This window comes from Clostridium saccharoperbutylacetonicum N1-4(HMT), assembly GCF_000340885.1.
In the GTDB taxonomy this organism is placed as follows: domain Bacteria; phylum Bacillota; class Clostridia; order Clostridiales; family Clostridiaceae; genus Clostridium; species Clostridium saccharoperbutylacetonicum.
This window is the reverse complement of record NC_020291.1, coordinates 1,963,499-1,983,174: the sequence shown is the minus strand read 5'-3', so window position 1 is coordinate 1,983,174 and position 19,676 is coordinate 1,963,499. Positions and strand designations below refer to the sequence as shown.

Here is a 19,676-nt window from a genome sequence, read left to right as displayed (position 1 = left end):
TCAATGACTTTTTTATAAAAACAACTAAAAATATTGTCCATAAAAAAGGAATCAAATTCATGACTCCTCTTCTCCTCTTAAATCTAATTTTCTGGCCTTTTTAACTCATTTTCTTTAGTAACTATATCTTTTTCATACTGCTCTATTTTATAATCTAAACAATCTAGTTCTTTTTTCATATTTTCTATTTTTTCCTAGCTGCTCTCCATGAAGCTATCAATTCCTTTGTAATAGGTTCGCACTTTTGATCATAATTATCAATTTTAAAATTAATAACCTCCATAGTCTCCTGTATATCACGCATTTTTTTCTCTAGACCAGCTTTTGTTTCAAGCAATATATCCCTTCTTGCCTCCTTAGTTGAGAGTCCCTGTATGGCAAGTTGTATATATTCACGAATAGCCTCTAATGAGACCCCTGCCTTCTTAAATCTCATAGCAAACTCAACCCAATGTATTGCCATTTCATCATAATCTCTTATTCCGGATTCTGTTCTCGGTACTTCTGGAATTAAGCCAATTCTTTCGTAATAACGCAGATTATCAATGGATATCCCTGTTTTTTCTGATGCTTCCTTTATTGTCATTTATATTCACCCCTTATAAATTATTTTTCATCTTATATATTAAATAGTCTAAGCATTTTATTTTTTCCTCAATCACATTTTCCCCTCACTTTATCAAATTTTAATAAAAAAATGTAGGTTTTCTTTTGAATACCTACATATTATCTTAATGTTTTTATTATGTCTAATACCTATTTTCTATTTCAAGTTATGCCTTCAAGGCATTAATTATTTTTTCAATAAATTTTGTTGTTGCTGCAGAAAATACTTGATGTTTCTTCCATACTATAACTGTTCCAGTTTCAAGTTTAGGATAGAAAGGTTTAAAGCATAAATTAGTCTCATTATTTATATTAACTAATTTTTCAAAGCATATAGCATAACCTAACCCTTCTTCTACCATAATTGCTGCATTATAAATAAGGTTATAGGTTGCAATAACATTAATTTTTTCATATTGAGTACCAAACCAATTTTCGATTTCATTTTGAACCATAGGACGTTTAGTATTTATAACTGCCATATTACTTAAGTCTTCTGGTTTTATATTCTCTTTTTTAGCTAACGGACTGTCTTTTTGCATAAGCACTCCCCAAATTTCTTTATTAGGAAGTCTTACAAAATCATATTTTTCAATATTTACTGGTTCCGTCAATAAACCAATATCTATGAGTCCTTTATCTATTTTTTCCTTAATATCATCTGCATTACCACTATATAGATTGTATTTCACTTGAGGATATTCTTTATTAAATTCCTTAATTAGATTGGCCAGAACATGCATGGCATTAGTTTCCCCAGCACCAATAAAAATTTGACCGGTAATTAGGTTATCCTGTTCACCGAACTCCCTTTCCGTCTTATCAACCAAATCCAAAATTTCTTCAGCTCTTCTTCGAAGCAGCATTCCCTCATCAGTAAGAGTTATCTTAGATTTCCCTCTTGTGAATAATTCAACACCTAGTTCTTCTTCTAGCTGCATCAATTGACGAGATAAAGTTGGTTGCGTTATATGTAGTATTTCTGCACCTTTAGTAATACTTTCTTCTCTAGCAACTGTTAAAAAATATTTTAATACTCGTATCTCCATTTTAATTTCTCCGTCTACCTTCTAATATATTGAAAAAGTTATTTTATATTATTATAACTTTTTGTTACTTTATTTTTCAATATAGTTAAATATCGAATTTTTTGCACTCTTCACGCTGCCTCTGTGGATTGCAAGTCCTTTTTTACTTCTGCATCTGGAGAAAAGAATAATTTTATAAAAAATCAAACCAATTAAAACATCCCAGTAAAGCAATTTTCTATACTTTACTGGGATCAATTTTGACTCTTGCACTTATCAAAACATATTTTTATTTTCCACATTTACTTGTTTTATGTAATCCAAAGACTTATTGCTACGAAACCTCTATAATATAAATTTCATATACTACTAAATTGCAGCACCATCTCTACCTAATTCATACCCATCAACTACTGTGTTACTTGCCATAGCACCATCAGCATTTAAATAATACCATTTATTATCTATATATTTCCAACCTGTTTCCATATGCCCTAAAGTGCCATAGTTTTTTCCATCACACAAATAATACCATTTACCATCTATGTCTTTAAACCATCCTGTATCCATCTTACCATCTGCCCCTAAATGGAACCATACCCCTGCTGTATCTTTTCCATCAAAAGACCAATCTCCGACTTCAGATTTATACCAACCAGTCACCATCTCACCAGAACGATTATTAAAGAAATACCATTTATTATCCACTAATTTCCAACCGATAGCCTTAGAGCCATCCTCTTTTATTAGATATTTTTTGCCATTTTCACCTTCTACCCATCCTGCTTTACTATTTGTTGTATTATTATTTGTTGTATTATTATTTGTGCTATCATTATTCACATTCTTTTTATCAGTATATATACTTGTTGTATCATGATGCTTTTTAGTTGTTACAGCTGCCGGTGTTGTTACTGCTGCTGGTGTTGTTACAGTTACAGCCGGTGGTGTTGTAGTTCCAACTATATTTAATGCAGAACTAAGGTCTGGATCCAAACTATTTATTAACTCAAAGGAAACAGAGCTTCCTGCTTCAATATCACCTAAATCAAAAGTAATAGCTATCCATGTATCAGCTGTTGTCTCAGCTTTCAATAATCCTGCTCCATCAGCAATATAACAACTTGTATTATAAGGATCTGTCTGATTGGTAATTGCTGCTCTTGCTCTTGAATCTGAAGAAAGATATAAAAATGGTTCATTTGTAACAGCACCTTTTGCAATAACAATAGCTCTACTATCTTCAGGTGGATTTTCTACAACTGAATTTTTTGTTGCATAATTACTATTTTTATCTGCATCTTGATCTGGATCAACGCTTCTTAGATATCTAGCATCATAGATTTTATCTCCACTCAAATTTTCATATGTCACCTTTACCTTGAAATATTTATCATTAACATTAAAAGACACTACTTGAGTTATTTTTAATTTTCCATCATTAGTAGTTCCTTCAGTTGTTGCTGAGAGCGTATCTCCACTTGATGTATCTGTTGTAGAAATACTTGTTATACCATTCATTGATGTTCTCTCAGAAACCTTTGCTAATGTTTTTGTGCCTTCTGAATCTTTATATCCAACCACATAGCCTTCATATGGAGAACCTGGCAAAAAGAAATCCCCTGTAGTTGATGCATTCCCTGTATCAAAGCCATCTCCATCTACCACCATTCCTAGCATTGTTCTGCTTACTGGATGGAATCCAGCAGGCGCTGCACTTGACGTACCAAAAGATCCATGCTTATTAACTCCAACTTCTATGTAATTTCCGCCTAGAAATACATCATTTCCTACAGTAGCATGGTGCACCCCTGGTAATGCGGATGCAGATGCGTATGCCTTGTCGATAAAAGAGTTCGTTCCTGATAAAAAACCAATAAATAAACTTGTAACAATACCCATAGCAATTTTTCTTTTTTTAATCTTTTCGACCAATATAACCCACTCCTCAAATTAAATTTAGTAATAAATGTATTTATTACACTTTAATTATCGGTTTGTATTAAAATTACTTTAATAATTCTTTTATATCAGTTTACTACTCCAATCGCACAAGCACAGTAATTATATTCTACATTTACTAAAATCACAAAGCTTACAATACGACATATATACAGCCTTTTCCCAGATTTTCTAATCAATAATATTCATATCATTTATATATATTATTCTCTTCATTTTTCGACATAAAGCATTATATAACAAAGATTTGCACAAATATTTTGTCGAACGTTTTTATATAATTAATCAATTATCATATACTTCAGTCTTAATATCTTTCCAAACAATGCTCGTAGAAAAATTCACAAATCCTATCACCATCTTTGTTATTATAAAAATCGACCATTAAAGTATTAAATTCTAGTCTATTCCTTGCTTTAATTTATTTTTATCCAGAGCAGGATTAAAATCGTTATAAAATTTTGTTCTTTCAAATAGCATTACTAGCCTCTCCTTCTTTAATAATAAAGACTTGAGAATTATTACAAACTCCTGCTTCTCAATTGGGCATTATTTATTTTTATTATAACCAATAAGTTATAGATATCCAATTTAATAATCAGACCTATAAATGGAATATACATGTATCATTGAGAAATTATAATCGTAACACTACACTAGAAATTAGATACATATTTGTGCAAGCGGCATAGGAAATTAAGCTGTGATGGTTATTAGTGGAAGGTTGTTCCACTTTCTGCTTGTCATAAATTTACTTTAGGAACATGCAGAAATGGGTGAAACCTTCCACTTAGAACCCATCCAGCGAAAATTTCATAAGTCCGCTGTAATAAATATGTGTTTAATTTCGGTAAGTTACGCATATGTCTAATTCTCGCTTTGGATATCTTTACTTAAAACAAAAAAGAATGATCTACTAGGGTGAATAGATCATTCTAAATACTGGCTATATATTTTTATAAGGGGTAAATAATAAATAATTATCTTATACCTTTATAATATAAGATAATTATGTCATTAGTGTGGCAGCTTATAGTATTATTTATGTATTAATAATACTTTTGTAAACATTACGTGAAATACTACAAGGACTATTAAAAGAAAGGATAAGGTCCTGTGTATTTTCACCCAGTTCCCCCTCATATTTTTGTTGATTCCAAAGCCATATATCCCTATTGTAAATACAAGCCACATTACAATAGCAGCTATAAGTCCAGGTATTGATAAGCCTTTATAGCTATACATTAAGTAAAAATGTACTACGATTGCTATTGATGCAATTACTCCAGCTATTTTATGATATTTCACTACAAATTTCATTATGCCTCTATAAATACCTTTGAATTTCTCCTTGTCTTTGGGTAACCTATTTATATATATTTTATTTATATACTTCATAAAAAAGTTAAGTAATGCTATTGCATAGCCCCAAACACCAATCCATCCAAATAAACCTGCCATTTCTTTCATACCCAATACCTCCTCAAAATATAAATAAATATAAATTTAATAAAGTATTCTATAAAAATATGTAAAACCTTTATTAATTTAAAAAGTTCTGCATTCCTTACTATCTATTTTTTCCGTAAGATATTTTGAAAAAGCAATTGCTATTTTGCTGGAAATCAACCCTAAAACAATGCCAGTTAATACATCCGTTGGGTAATGTACATATAAATATAACCTTGAAAAGGCTATTAATAATGCTAACCCAAATAAAACAAATTTATACCTTTTAAAATAATTTGCTAATACTGCTGCAACTGCAAAAGCAGAAGCTGAATGTCCTGATGGGAAAGAATATGATGTGGGCTTTTTAATCAGCATATCTATTGCAGGTATATTAACACAGGGACGTGTTCGCTGTACCAAATGTTTTAGTATTCCTTCGCCTAAAATTGCACTTAATATTAAAGCACCTAAGGCTATAAACCCTATCTTTCTATATTTTTTATTAATCATTAATAATAGGATTATTAAAATCCATATAGCACCATTATTTCCTAAGTGAGTACTTGTAATCATAACCTTGTCCATAATATAGCTATGCATATTATTTTTTATAAATAATAGTATAGAATCATCTATATTTTGCAACATTGATGTCCTCATCTCCTTTGTTCCTTACATTTTTGATTTTAACATTAGTTTTTTATAAACTAATGATTTATTAATATAGATATCCAAATGAATAATCAAACTACGGCTTGTTTCATTTTCAGCTTGTCCAAAAGTGAATGTCCAAAAAGTAAGTGTCCAAAAAGTGAATGTCCAAATTTTATATTTGGAAACACGAACTTTCTCCCTGGAGCTTTTATATTTGGAAACATGAACTTTCTCCTTGGAGCTTTTACATCTGGAACACGCTGAAATGACGACAAGCCCACATTTAGAACCTTCCAGCGAAAATTTCACTAGTCCTGTGGAAGATAAATGGATCTGATTTCGGTAATTGTTGCATAAGTCTAATTCTCGCTTTGGGTATCTTTAGTAGATTCACTAAAGTAAACTTGCTTTCCTCCAGGAATTTCATAGATTTCTCCTGCTACACTGACCCAAACTGATCTGAAGTTTGGATTATATACAAAATCCCCCTTCATTGAATATTGTAAATTATCACAAGCCTTTAAATAATCAACAATTTCAATATTAGTTGCATACCATATATCATCTCTATTACCTACTTTTTCACAGAACTTTTCAATTACCTCCCAGTTATTGTCCCTAGGGAATTCAAAGCTGTGTCCCCACACATAAAACATGTACATATATTGTTTTTTAGTCAATGCCACAAAATCCTCTGCATATTTAAGTAAATTGGGATCTGCATGCTTACAAGTTCCTTTCCACTCAAGAAAATCTATTGGCAAATCAAAGGTTCCTGTAGTTTCAACTACTCTACCATACTCTATTCCAAGGCTTGGCAGCATAGTTTTTATTTCATTGCTATAAGACCCATTTGGATAAGATAAACCTCTTACTGTATATCCTACTAGTTCTTCTAGCTTTTCTCTATCAGCAATAATTTCCTTTGCTACATGTGCTAATGGTGCTCTTGCTATAGTTGGATGTGTAGCCGTATGACATGATATTTCATGTCCTTTATAAAGTTCTCTAATTTCTTCTTCAGGTATTCTTAAGCCATAAACATCATTAGGTGTTGGTGGAGCATCCTTGAAAAGTGCAGAATTTAAATGAAAGGTTCCTTTTATTCCATACTTATTAAATAGTGACAGTAATCTTTTATCTGGCTCCCTTCCATCATCATAACTCATTGTTAATACTTTAAATTTTCCTTCTGGGAAACATTTGTATATTGTTTTCATATTTATGCCATTCCTTTCACTCGCTCCAAGTAGGAAACCAAATAAAAATATTAGCCTTTCTTTTCTTTGAACGAATTAAGTATTATTTAAATTACAGATTTTACATTCTGTTTAATTCTACCACAAACATAATTCTAATAACAAATCCAATATTGGCAAAAATATTTCATGCATTGTAGCTTTTATGACAATATAAATCATTACTTCCCATGTGAAAATTGACTGTTATATATCTTATTATATAACCCATTTTTAGTCAGTAATTCTCCATGTGTACCTTGTTCAACAATATTTCCCTTATCCATAACTAATATCTTATCAGCATTCTTTATGGTAGATAATCTATGAGCAATTATAAAGCTTGTTCTACCTTTCATTAGATTATCCATGGCATTTTGTATTTCCAATTCTGTACGTGTATCTACACTTGAGGTTGCCTCATCTAAAATCAAGATTTTAGGGTCTGCTAAAATTGCACGAGCAATACACAACAGCTGCTTTTGCCCTTGAGATATGGATGAATTTTCATCACTCAAAACTGTATCATATCCATGTGGAAGTGCTCTTATAAAATCATCAATCTTGGCAAGTCTTGCTGAATTTTGAATTTCAGAAATATCTGCACCTTCTCTTCCATATGAAATATTATCTTTTATACTTCCATCAAAAAGCCACGAATCCTGTAACACCATACCAAACAAAGCTCGTAAATCACTTCGTTTTAAGTTGGTAATATCGATCCCATCAATTTCTATTTTTCCACTATTTAAGTCATAAAATCTAATAAGCAAATTTATCAATGTAGTCTTTCCTGCACCAGTTGGACCAACTATAGCAACTTTTTGTCCTGCCGTCACCTTTAAACTCACGCCTGAAATTAGAATTTCTTTTTCATATCCAAATCTTATGTTCTTAAACTCTATATTACCTTTTGGATTTGATATTATTTGGTTATCTGCAATATCTCCTGCTTCTTCGACTTCGTCTAGGATTTCAAATACTCGTTCTGCTGAGGCAATAGCTGCCTGCATTGAATTTAATATATATGCTGCTTCAGTTAGTGGCTCTGAGGCTTGGTCTACATATTGAAAAAAAGCTTGTATTATTCCAATAGACAATCTTCCTTGAATAGCGAATATAGCTCCAATAGCAGCTATTACTACATATCCTACCTGATTCATCAAGCGTATTAAAGGATTTATGGCATAGGTGATAAATTGTGCTTTTTTCTCATCTAAATATAATTTCTCATTAGACATTTCCACAGCCTTTATTATATCTTCTTCCATATTAAAGGCCTTTACCTCCATTTGCCCAGTAAAATATTCTTCAATTTGCCCATTAAATTTTCCTAAAGATTCTTGCCTATTAGTAAAATAATTAATGCTTTTTTTCTCAAACATAGATGCTGCTATAATTCCCATGATAATAATAAAAATAGCTACTAAGGCTAATATCCAATTTATAAAAATCATAAGTGAGACAGCTCCTATTATTGATAGAACAGCTGTAATAAACTGCATGAGTCCTGACTGCAGTGTATCAGATACTTTTTCCAAGTCATTTGATATCCTGCTTAAAATTTCTCCCTTTTTATGTGTGTCATAATATTTTAAAGTGACTTTTGTTAGCTTTTCACTTATTTTTTTCCTTATAGATAACACTAAAGTTTGAGCTACTGATGCCATTATATACTGTTGAATATAATTAGATATGAATGATAACAAATATATTCCCAATAGTATAAAAGCTAGCTTCATTATGATATCAAATCTTATATTAAAGTAACTACTAGAAGATGTATTTTTTATTCCATCATATATAGTATTAATAGCCTCACTAAAAATTAATGGAGCAATCATTGTAAAGGCTAAACTCATAATAGCAAAAAATATTACAACAATTAATTTCCACTTTTGATTAAGGAGCAGTTTCATTAGCCTTTTTAATGTTTTCTTCGTATCTTTAGCTTTTTCTATTGATATTTCACTATCGAAGGAGAGTATATCATTTGATCTTTCATCATTCATTAGCTAATTCCTCCTTGCTCAATTGTGATTCTGCTATTTCTATATAAATAGAACAATTTTTCATAAGTTCCTTATGAGTTCCTTTTCCTACTATTTGTCCTTTATCTAAAACTATAATCTGCTCTGCTTCCATAATAGTACTTATTCTTTGAGCAATTGTTATAATAATTGAATCCTTTAACCTTTCCTTCATTGCTCTTCTGAGTCTAGCATCTGTGCTATAATCCAAGGCAGAAAAGCTATCATCAAATACATATATATCACTTTTCTTTATCAAAGCTCGTGCAATACATATTCTCTGTTTTTGCCCTCCAGAAAAATTACTTCCCCCCTGCGATACTATTGAATCATAATCAGATTTTAAATCCATTATAAAGTTATCTGCTTGAGCCGTTATAGCAGCGCTTCGTATTTCCTCTAAGGTTGCATCCTTTTTTCCATGTCTTATATTGCTAGCTATAGTTCCACTAAATAGAAATGCTTTTTGTGGCGAAAAGCTTATACTATTCCTTAAATCTTTTTGTGGAAACTTTTTTATGTTAAGGTCATTAATTAATATTTCTCCATTTTTTACGTCCTGTAATCTTGGTATTAATTTAGCAATAGTACTTTTCCCTGAACCTGTAGCACCTATAATTGCAGTTGTTTTACCACTTTCACAGGTAAAATTAATACCTTTAAGTACAGGCTCCTGTGCATCTTTATATGAAAATATAACATTTCTAAATTCTAAGACTTTTTTATTATTTGAAATCTGGTTAGTTATTTTTTCATCTATAATTTCAGGCTTGTACGACAACACTTCTAATATACGCTTAGAACATGCACTAGCACGTGGTAAATTCATAAGCACCATTACAGCCATAACTAAATACACAAGTATAATTATTGAATATTCTATAACTGCCATAATATCTCCAACTAACATTTTTCCAGCATTTATTCTAACAGCTCCAAACCATAAAATAGCCACAGTACATAAATTTAGTATAAATAATATTAACGGCATTCCCATTGCAAATATCTTGTTCATTTTTATATTAATATCAGCATAGCTCTCAAAAGTGCTATCCATTAGCTTTTTTTCATACCTGTCACGATTAAAAGCACGTATAATTCGTATTCCAGAAATAAATTGCCTAACTCTAGAATTTATTTTATCTAACTCTTCCTGCATTCCAATTGATAAACTTATAACTTTTTTACTTATCAATAAAATAAATATTAGAAGCGATCCCCCTGTTATAAGTATTATTAAAGCCATATACTTATCTTTAAAAAATGCTAATAACATTCCTATTAAGGTTATAAACGGAACAGGAATAATCATCTCAAAAATCATTATTACTGTATTTTCCACTTGATTTACATCACTTGTACATCGTGTTATTAAAGAGGAAGTAGAAAATTTTTTATAATCTTCTATAGATAACTTTTGTGAATGCAAAAATATTTTCCTACGCATATCTCGCGAAAGAGCTGCTGATAAATTAGCTGACAAATATGTCGATAATATAGCTAATATTCCTGTAAGTATTGCAACACCTATCATTATCCCACCAGTCTTTAATACATAATCCATATCCCCTTTTACTACTCCATTGTTAACTATACTAGCCGTCAAGGTTGGAACATAAAGTATTCCTAAGGTTTTGAGCAATATAACTATAACTAATGAAGTAACAATTACTTTATTAAATTTAAAATATTTAAGTAACTTTAACATAACTTTCCCTTTCATTTTCAATTTAATTTTTAATTCTTAATTATTCATCTGATACCTTAACCTCTAAAATATCTAAAATAAAAATAACTAAAGGTATTCCCAACAATAATCCCCATGTTCCCATAAATTGTTCTCCCAAAACTAATATTATAAATATAAAGAATACTGGCAATGATGTTTTATCGGACATTAACTTTGGATTTAATATATAACTTTCTAACCCATGTAATAAAGCAATCATTATAATAACGGATATTACTTTAATTACACCGCCAACATTGAATGCTATTAAACAAAGTGGTATTAAAGATATTATAACTCCAACCACCGGTATAAAACTTAGCACAAATATCATAAAGCCTAGACCTATTAATTGTGGAAATCCCATAATCCATAAAGCTATGGTAGAAAGAATAGAATTTACTAATGCTATTAAAAATTGAGCTTGTATTACTTTTCCAAAGGAATTTAAGAAATTTAATCCAAAATACTCAAGACGATTGTAAAGTCTTGATGCTTTACTCGTTTTAAATTTGCTTATAAATTTTTTTATTCTTTCTATATCTAAGATAAAAAGCATACTTAATATTAATGAAATAAATAAATTAGCACTTCCCTGTACTAAGCTTTTGCCAGTAACTATCAAAGTATTCATAAGCGTATCATAAGATTTTGATATATCAATCTGCTTCCTTAAGATATCTATATATCCTTTCCAATTATCAGGTACATTTATTTTCCATAGCTCTTCATATATGATTTGAATTTCTCTTATAATTTCAGGAATATACCTACACGCAAAAAATATTATTAATCCAAAAATAATAATATATAAAACAATCGTTACTAAGGTTCTTGGCAAGCGCGTTTTTCTTACTATATATTTTTGCAAATTATATAGTAAATAAGAAAATAAGAATGTAAAAATAATTAGATTAAACAAATCTTTAATAAGATAAATTATTAAAGCTATAACCATAAATTCTATAACAGTTCTTATTACATTTTTCCAAAACTCATCTTTTTTTACTTCCATATTAAAATTCCTCCTCTGTGGCTGATAACATTTATTCAAGCCTTGCTTATTCACCAGATCAAATCTTTTTCAACTTAAATTTTGCTATCATAAGATAAGCAAGAACGCTCATTAAAATAACTGATAGTATTATTACAAATACGTTATTTTTAGGTACAAATAACGAAAATAATGCTAGAATTAAACCTGCAATAGTTATTGGAATTCCTGTGAAAGTTCCATTAAATTCACTAACATTATATTTTGCTAATCTGTAACAACCACATATAATATAAGCTTGTGCTGAAATAATTCCAATCACGCCAAACGCCTGAAAACCAAAAATATATTTAGAAAATATTAATATAGCCGGTGCAACTCCAAAGGAAATTAAATCTGCTAAAGAATCTAGTTCTTTTCCTATTTCACTGGATACCTTAAAATATCTTGCAATTCTGCCATCATATCTATCTATTAACGCAGCAGCAATTATAAATAAAGCTCCTCTACTAAAATTTTTATTAAAAACTTCAATTATTGAAAGAATTCCAAACGATAAATTCATAAATGTTAATATATTTGGTATATATTTTTTTAACATGCCTCGACTCCTTTTACTTACTTAACTACATCTGTTCATTAACTTGATTACCTTGGGAAAACTTACTTATAAGCTTATCCTTATAAATTATCCCTAATACAAATGCTATTAAAGCTATAAGTGAAATTACTATTGTTGACATATAATTTCCATAATGAATATTAGATCCTATTCCTACGGAAGCTAATAGCCATGGAAATCTACTTATAAGTAAAATTCCAAAGAATTTTAATGGCTTTATTGGAGTTAACCCTGCTACATATATTAAAAAGTCTTTTGGAAAACCAGGTATAATAAAAAATACAAATAATATAACTGTAAACTTTTTACTATTCATAATATCCAAAAGCCAGTTGGATTTTTTCTTTTTAATCAGTTTTTCTATAAAGGAAGCTCCTATTAATCTTGTGAAATAAAAAGCTATAATCCCACCAATCATAAGTCCTAATGTGGTATAAATTAGCCCAAGAGGAACTCCATATATGTATCCACCAGCAACTTGAATCACTTCACCTGGAATTGGTGCAATCACGGTTTGTAATATTTGAAAGAATATAAATAAAAATGAACCAAACCTCCCTGTAGAAATTATATAATCCCTAAACTTATCAAGGGATGTTGTTATTTCAAGAATATATGGTAAATACTTAATAGTTAACGTAATAGCTATCCCACCTAATATTGCCAATAATATTTTTCCTATTAATAGTTTTTTTGCTCTATCCATAATTTTTTCCTTTCTTGTTTGTAATCTAATAATTAAAAGTTTATCTACAACATCTTAAAATCTACATATACTAAATCTTAAGAATTCTTAAGTCATCTTAAATAATGTAGATTTAAACAATACAGCGTTATATACTAATAACAAATGGAGGTGGCCAATAAGTACTATGAGGAATATTTTAATTGCGGATGATAATGACGAGATAAGAGAAATAGTTAAAGTTTTATTGGAAAGTGAAGGCTACAATGTGCTAGAGGCTGTAGATGGTGAAGATGCTATATGCAAGGTTGATGAAAGCATTGATTTAATAATCCTTGATATAGTAATGCCTAAAAAAACAGGATTTAAAGCGTGTATAGAAATTCGCGAGAAGACAAGTGCACCAATTTTATTTTTAACAGCCAAATCCCAAGATTCAGATAAATATATGGCTTTTTCTGCTGGAAGTGATGATTATCTTTCAAAACCATTTTCATATACAGAACTAGTATCAAGAGTCAAAGCTTTACTTAGAAGATATTATGTTTATAAAGGGAAAGAGGCAAGTGACTCAATAAATTCAATTAGTATTAACGGATTAAAAATAAATTTAACTTCAAACGAAATTTCAATAGACGGGCGAGAAATCGCTTTAACTGAAATTGAATATAGTATTCTTTTATTGATGTCTAAAAATCGTAAAAAGATTTTTTCAGCACAAAATTTATATGAAAGTATTTGGAACGAACCCTATTTTTACTCTTGTAATAATACAGTCATGGTTCATATAAGAAATTTAAGAAGTAAGTTAGAATCCGATCCACAAAATCCAAAATATATAAAAACAGTTTGGGGAAAGGGGTACAGGATTGAATAAAAAATTTCTATCTACTAAATTAGAAATTAAATTAATCATAGCTTTAGTATTTTCATTTATTATATCTGTTTGTATATTTCTTTTAATATATACAGCAGGTGAAAATATATTAGATAACTACTTTAACAAGACTTCCTTTCTTGTTAACCAAAAAAAACAAGCTGTGTCAGAGTTTAAAGAATATGTATCGGATAATAGCTTATCAATAAATGATCATGACAAAATCGAAAGTTGGATTCGCCAAAACAAGAATGTGAATCTTTATATTTATAAAGATAATGATTTAGTTTATGCTTCTAATATAAATGATGAAGTAACAAGTTATGAACAATATAAAGAAAGTCCAATTTTCCCTAGTAATACTCTTGTTGATGTGTCATTTATTGATTCTGATGCAAAAATGCATATGGAATGCTTTTTTGAATACAAGTATTACTATTTTCTAGCTTTTGCTGGAATCGCTATATCATTGCTTTTCTTTATAATTCTTATACTGTTTTTTATTAACAAAAAAATCACCTATATTGGACTTCTTGAAACTGAAATAAAAATCTTAGAAGGAGGAGATTTAACCTATGATATTACTATAGATAGCAATGATGAGCTTTCATCATTGGCTCAAAGTATTAATGATATGAGAAAATCCTTTATCGAAAGGTTAGAAAATGAAAGTGAAGCTCAACTTGCAAATAGTGAGTTGATTACAGCCTTATCACATGATCTAAGAACTCCTCTAACAGCATTAGTTGGGTATTTAGATATTATAGAATATAAAAAATATAAAACTGAAGAAAACTTTAAACAATATATTCATAATAGTAGGGAAAAAGCATATCAAATTAAATATCTATCAGATAAACTGTTTGAGTACTTTACAGTTTTTAATACCTGTGATGCTTTAGAATTAGAAACCTTTAATGGAAATGAACTACTAGAACAACTAATTCAAGAGCAAATTTTCCTGTTAGACAATAAAGGATTTTTCTTTGATTTTTCTTCTTGCAATACACCTTTTTTACTCGAAGTGAATTTAATATCAATGCAACGAGTTTTTGATAATATTTTTTCTAATCTATCTAAATATGCAGATAAATCTAAAGTGATTAAAGTTAACTACTACATTGAAAAAGAAAAACTATTTATAACTGTAGAAAACCAAATAAATAATTTAAAAGCATTAGATAGCACAGGTATAGGACTAAAAACCTGCAAGAAGATCATAGAAATGCATAAAGGAGAATTTGATATTAAAAGAAGAGAAAACTTATTTTTGATTTCGATAACTTTAAATATAACTTCATCTTAACTATAGATACACAACGTAAGAATTAGACTTATGCAACAATCACCGAAATATGATACAGTTATCTTCCGCAGGACTAGTGAAATTTTCGCTGGAAGGTTCTAAATGTGGGCTTGCCATCATTTCAGCGTGTTCCAGATGTAAAATCTGGACAATCTGAAAATGAAACAAGCCCACATTAACAACCTTCATCAGCTCAATTTCACATGCCTGCTCCAGAAAAAAATGTATCACATTTCTAGTGTAGTGTTACGATTATAATTTCTCAATTATGCATGTATATTCCATTTATAAGTTTGATTATTCATTTAGATATCTATAACTCTATCTTAAAAGCATAATTCCAATCATATAAAAGCTTATGGACAAGTTGTTAAATTATATAACTTGTCTATAAGCAAAATTCAAATCATTCCTTGTACATTTTTCTCCATATCATTTATTGTACATTTTTCGCAATATCACTGATTGTACTGCTAAAACAAAACTCCCCCTTTAAATACAATAGGAACTATATACTCCTCGCCTAATTCATACTCCTTAACTAAGTTTGCAATTCTAATAACAGTTTCAATTATTAATTTCATCACCTAGGTCATTTGGCTCTAACACTCAAAGCTATCTTAAAAATTCCTTTAATAATTGGTCCATTATTAATATTATCACAGCAATTTTTGCAAGTTATATAGCAATAATAACATATTCATCGTTTTGAATTATTAATATAATTAAGGTAAATCAAAGTTAATTGTTTTCAAGCTCCTAGAACAGCATATTTAATTATATTATTTTAATGCAATAATTTTATACAATATATCAAAATAGTTAATGTATTATATAAGCTTACAATATAGAATAGAGTTATTAATTAAGTTGTGCGTATATTAAAGTACAACTAATCATAAATATTATGTTTCTTAATATTTAAAATGAGGTGATTTTTTGTTAGATAACAATTTTATGTTAAAGGGAAAAACTGCAAATATCCTTTATAAGGATATTGCAAAAAATGCCCCTATTTATGACTATCATTGTCATTTATCTCCTAAAGAAATTTATGAGGATAAGGTATTTAGTAATATTTCTAAAATTTTTCTTGAGTTTGACCACTATAAGTGGAGAGCTATGAGATATGCAGGTATACCTGAAGAATATATTACTGGTACTGCAAATGATTTTGATAAATTCAAAATGTGGGCAAGAACTTGTGAAAGATTAATAGGTAGCCCCTTATATCACTGGACTAATCTTGAGCTAAGAAATTTCTTTGGAGTTACAGAAATTTTAAAGGAAAGCAATGCTGAAAAAATCTATGAGCATTGTAATAAGAAAATAGCTGCTGAAGCTTTATCTCCTGTAAAATTTATAACTAATTCCAAGGTAAAATTAATTTGCACTACAGATGATCCTATTGATAACTTGGAATATCATAAATTAATAGCTGAAAATAAGGCTTTAACTTTTAAAGTATTGCCAACCTTTAGACCTGATAAAGCGCTTAACATTTTAAATGAAGGTTTTACAGATTATATGAATGCCTTATCAGAAAGTTCTGGTGTCAAAATTACAAGCTCTTATTCAACTTTAATAGAAGCATTAATAAGCAGAGTTGAATATTTCAATGAAATTGGTTGTAAGCTTTCTGACCACTCACTAGAAAGTTTATATTATTTACCTACTACTGAAGCAGAAGTAGCTGAAATTTTCAAGAAGCGCTTATATAAAGATAAAATATCAACTGAAGATGCTGAAAAATTTAAATGTTATACTCTTAAATTGCTTGCTAAGGAATATCACAAAAATGGCTGGGCAATGCAGCTTCATATAGGAGCAATGAGAAATAACAATGAAACTATGTTTAAAACGTTAGGTCCTGATGCAGGTTTTGATGTTATGAATGATTTTAATATAGCTTCATCATTATCAAAACTTCTTAATGATATTAATGAAAACTCTGGACTTCCAAAGACAGCAATTTACACTTTAAATCCAAAGGATAATATTGTACTTTCTGCACTTCCTCACTGCTTTGGTGAAGATGGTGTAAGAGGAAAAATTCAATTTGGGGCTGCTTGGTGGTTTAACGATCATAAAGAAGGCATGTATGAGCATTTAAAATCAATTGGAAGCCAAGGAATGCTAGCTGACTTTGTTGGAATGCTTACAGATTCAAGAAGCTTTTTATCTTATGCAAGACATGACTATTTCAGAAGAATATTATGTAGCTTTATAGGTTCATTGGTTGATGATAATGAATTTGAAAATGATCCTGAGCTTCTAAAAGAAATTGTTGAAGGCATCTGCTACAAAAATATAAAAAATTATTTAAAATTGGAGGATTAAAAATATGAAATTATCATTTAGATGGTATGGAGCTGACGATGCCGTTAAGCTTCAATACATTAGACAAATCCCAAGTATGGACAGCATAGTAACTGCAATTTACGACGTTCCTGTAGGAGAAGTATGGAGTAATGAAAGCATAGTTAAATTAAAAGCTGAAGTTGAAAATGCTAACTTAAAATTTGATGTTATTGAAAGTGTTCCTGTTCATGAAGACATAAAACTTGGCTTACCTACAAGAGACAAATATATTGAAAATTATAAAGAAAACATAAGACGTCTTGCAAAAGCAGGAGTTAAAGTAATTTGTTATAACTTCATGCCTGTATTTGACTGGACTAGAACTCAACTTGATAAAGTTTTAGAAGATGGTTCTACTGCTCTTGTTTATTATAAAGAACAACTTGAAAAAATGGATCCTCTTACTGGTGAATTATCACTTCCAGGCTGGGATTCAAGCTATACAAAGGATCAACTTGCAGATTTATTCAAGCAATATTCAAAAGTTGATGAAGAAGCTTTATGGAGTAATTTAGAATACTTCTTAAAACAAATTATACCTGTTGCTGAACAAAATGATATTAAGATGGCAATTCACCCAGATGATCCTCCATATAATATCTTTGGACTTCCAAGAATAATCACAAACGAAAAGAACTTGGATAGATTCTTAAAGCTAGTTGACAGCAAATACAACGGACTTACTTTCTGTACTGGCTCTCTTGGATCAGCAAGCTTTAATAATATTGTAGAAATGGTAGATAAATATTCTAGCCAAGGTCGTATTCACTTTATGCATGTTAGAAATGTAAAACTTCTTGAAGATGGAAGCTTTGAAGAAAGTGCTCACTACTCACCTTGTGGTTCTTTAGATATTGTTGCAATTATGAAAGTGCTTCATAAAAACAACTTCGATGGATATCTTCGTCCAGACCACGGAAGAATGATTTGGGGAGAAACAGGAAGACCTGGCTATGGTTTATATGACCGTGCTTTAGGTGCTATGTATATTGCAGGAATTTGGGAAACTCTAGAAAAAACTAATAAATAAAGGAGAGATATAAAATGAAATTACCTTTTAGTATAGATTTAAGTAATAAAGTTATTGTAGTAACTGGTGGAGCTGGAGTACTTGGAAGCTCTTGGGTTGATGCCTTAGCTGAATGCAACGCAAAAGTTGCAATCTTAGATAGAAGCATAGAAAGTGCAGAAAAGAAGGCTTCTGAAGTTGTAGCTAAAGGAAAAACTGCTATAGGCGTTGAAGCTAACGTTCTTGATAAAGCAAGTCTTAAAAAAGCTCATGAAGTTATCTTAGAAAAGTTTGGTCCTTGCGACATTTTAATAAATGGTGCTGGTGGTAATAATCCAAAAGGAACAACTACTAAGGAATATTTATATGAAGAAGATTTAAAAGAAGAAAACAAAGATCTTGTAACTTTCTTCGATCTTGATGAAGATGGAATCAGATTTGTATTTGACTTAAACTTCCTTGGAACTTTACTTCCATCACAAGAATTTTCAAGAGACATGATTGGAAGAAAAGGTTGCAGCATTATCAATGTTTCATCAATGAATGCTTTCACTCCACTTACAAAAATACCAGCATACTCAGGTGCAAAATCTGCAGTATCAAACTTTACACAATGGCTAGCTGTTCATATGTCAAAGGTTGGTATAAGAGTGAATGCTATAGCTCCTGGCTTCTTTGTAACAAAACAAAATGAAGCACTTCTAAAAAATGCAGATGGAAGCTATACTGAGCGTTCTCACAAGATTTTAAACGCTACTCCAATGGGAAGATTTGGTGAAGCTGAAGAACTTATAGGTGCACTTCTATTCTTAGTAAATGAAGAAGCATCAAGCTTTGTAAATGGTATAGTTATACCAATTGATGGTGGTTTCTCAGCTTATTCAGGAGTTTAACCATAATAAAACCAATTAATATAATTAGCCACAATCAAATAAAATAAGTTATTTGCTCAAAATATATAATTTCATTAAGAAAAGAACTATATCATCAAGAAATAAAAACTACTATATACTGCGAATTCAGTATGTAGTAGTTTTTGGTTTGTTATATATACTTGCCTCCATTGCACTTTTTAATTCCTCATCACAGCCTTTTCCACTCAGTAAAACTTTTAATTCAGTTC

General features: G+C 30.0%; 17 protein-coding genes. 5 read left to right on the top strand and 12 right to left on the bottom strand.

All coding sequences use genetic code 11. The annotated features are described in order from the left end of the window. Positions 1 to 184: 184 nt before the first annotated feature. The 12 genes from CSPA_RS08750 to CSPA_RS08700 form a co-directional block, all read right to left on the bottom strand. Positions 185 to 586, bottom strand: coding sequence for a MerR family transcriptional regulator (locus tag CSPA_RS08750; RefSeq protein WP_015391880.1), 402 nt, complete (start codon positions 584 to 586; stop codon positions 185 to 187). A 187-nt stretch (positions 587 to 773) separates the two neighbouring features. Continuing rightward, positions 774 to 1,655 (bottom strand): LysR family transcriptional regulator, encoded by an 882-nt coding sequence (locus tag CSPA_RS08745; RefSeq protein WP_015391879.1) that lies wholly within the window; start codon positions 1,653 to 1,655, stop codon positions 774 to 776. Between the two features lie 348 nt (positions 1,656 to 2,003). Then, a complete protein-coding gene (locus CSPA_RS08740; protein WP_015391878.1) occupies positions 2,004 to 3,569 on the bottom strand; it encodes an N-acetylmuramoyl-L-alanine amidase family protein in 1,566 nt (521 codons plus the stop codon). A gap of 1,065 nt (positions 3,570 to 4,634) precedes the next feature. Continuing rightward, entirely contained in the window at positions 4,635 to 5,066 is a 432-nt protein-coding gene (locus tag CSPA_RS08735; RefSeq protein ID WP_015391877.1) for a hypothetical protein, read from the bottom strand. Positions 5,067 to 5,144: 78 nt separating this feature from the next. Next, positions 5,145 to 5,696: a phosphatase PAP2 family protein gene (locus tag CSPA_RS08730; RefSeq protein ID WP_015391876.1), complete on the bottom strand. Its 552-nt coding sequence runs from the start codon at positions 5,694 to 5,696 to the stop codon at positions 5,145 to 5,147. 95 nt (positions 5,697 to 5,791) lie between these two features. Further along, positions 5,792 to 5,926 (bottom strand): hypothetical protein, encoded by a 135-nt coding sequence (locus CSPA_RS30720; protein WP_017810746.1) that lies wholly within the window; start codon positions 5,924 to 5,926, stop codon positions 5,792 to 5,794. A gap of 135 nt (positions 5,927 to 6,061) precedes the next feature. Next, complete coding sequence (locus CSPA_RS08725) at positions 6,062 to 6,922, bottom strand: polysaccharide deacetylase family protein (protein ID WP_015391875.1); 861 nt, start codon at positions 6,920 to 6,922, stop codon at positions 6,062 to 6,064. Positions 6,923 to 7,122: 200 nt separating this feature from the next. Continuing rightward, complete coding sequence (locus CSPA_RS08720) at positions 7,123 to 8,952, bottom strand: ABC transporter ATP-binding protein (RefSeq protein WP_015391874.1); 1,830 nt, start codon at positions 8,950 to 8,952, stop codon at positions 7,123 to 7,125. Continuing rightward, positions 8,945 to 10,693 carry an ABC transporter ATP-binding protein gene (locus tag CSPA_RS08715; protein ID WP_341274146.1) on the bottom strand — a complete coding sequence of 583 codons (1,749 nt, stop codon included), beginning with the start codon at positions 10,691 to 10,693 and terminating at the stop codon, positions 8,945 to 8,947. The genes CSPA_RS08720 and CSPA_RS08715 overlap by 8 nt, the downstream gene beginning before the upstream one ends. Positions 10,694 to 10,718: 25 nt before the next feature. Further along, the gene (locus CSPA_RS08710; protein ID WP_015391872.1) at positions 10,719 to 11,714 is read right to left on the bottom strand and encodes an AI-2E family transporter; all 996 of its coding nucleotides are present in this window, start codon (positions 11,712 to 11,714) and stop codon (positions 10,719 to 10,721) included. Between the two features lie 58 nt (positions 11,715 to 11,772). Further along, on the bottom strand, positions 11,773 to 12,294 hold the full coding sequence (pssA, locus tag CSPA_RS08705) for a CDP-diacylglycerol--serine O-phosphatidyltransferase (RefSeq protein WP_015391871.1): 522 nt from the start codon (positions 12,292 to 12,294) through the stop codon (positions 11,773 to 11,775). 25 nt (positions 12,295 to 12,319) lie between these two features. Beyond that, the gene (locus CSPA_RS08700) at positions 12,320 to 13,021 is read right to left on the bottom strand and encodes a TVP38/TMEM64 family protein (protein WP_015391870.1); all 702 of its coding nucleotides are present in this window, start codon (positions 13,019 to 13,021) and stop codon (positions 12,320 to 12,322) included. Between the two features lie 166 nt (positions 13,022 to 13,187). Here CSPA_RS08700 and CSPA_RS08695 point away from each other — a divergent pair, with 166 nt between their 5' ends. The 5 genes from CSPA_RS08695 to CSPA_RS08675 all read left to right on the top strand — a co-directional run bounded on the left by CSPA_RS08695 (position 13,188) and on the right by CSPA_RS08675 (position 19,446). Beyond that, entirely contained in the window at positions 13,188 to 13,877 is a 690-nt protein-coding gene (locus tag CSPA_RS08695; RefSeq protein ID WP_015391869.1) for a response regulator transcription factor, read from the top strand. Further along, the gene (locus CSPA_RS08690; protein ID WP_015391868.1) at positions 13,870 to 15,183 is read left to right on the top strand and encodes a HAMP domain-containing sensor histidine kinase; all 1,314 of its coding nucleotides are present in this window, start codon (positions 13,870 to 13,872) and stop codon (positions 15,181 to 15,183) included. Before CSPA_RS08695 ends, CSPA_RS08690 begins: the two co-directional genes overlap by 8 nt. 939 nt (positions 15,184 to 16,122) lie before the next feature. Further along, on the top strand, positions 16,123 to 17,523 hold the full coding sequence (uxaC, locus tag CSPA_RS08685; RefSeq protein ID WP_015391867.1) for a glucuronate isomerase: 1,401 nt from the start codon (positions 16,123 to 16,125) through the stop codon (positions 17,521 to 17,523). 4 nt (positions 17,524 to 17,527) lie between these two features. Continuing rightward, positions 17,528 to 18,574: a mannonate dehydratase gene (gene uxuA / locus CSPA_RS08680; RefSeq protein WP_015391866.1), complete on the top strand. Its 1,047-nt coding sequence runs from the start codon at positions 17,528 to 17,530 to the stop codon at positions 18,572 to 18,574. A gap of 14 nt (positions 18,575 to 18,588) precedes the next feature. Then, positions 18,589 to 19,446, top strand: a complete 858-nt coding sequence (locus CSPA_RS08675) for an SDR family oxidoreductase (protein WP_015391865.1) — start codon at positions 18,589 to 18,591, stop codon at positions 19,444 to 19,446. Positions 19,447 to 19,676 lie beyond the last annotated feature (230 nt).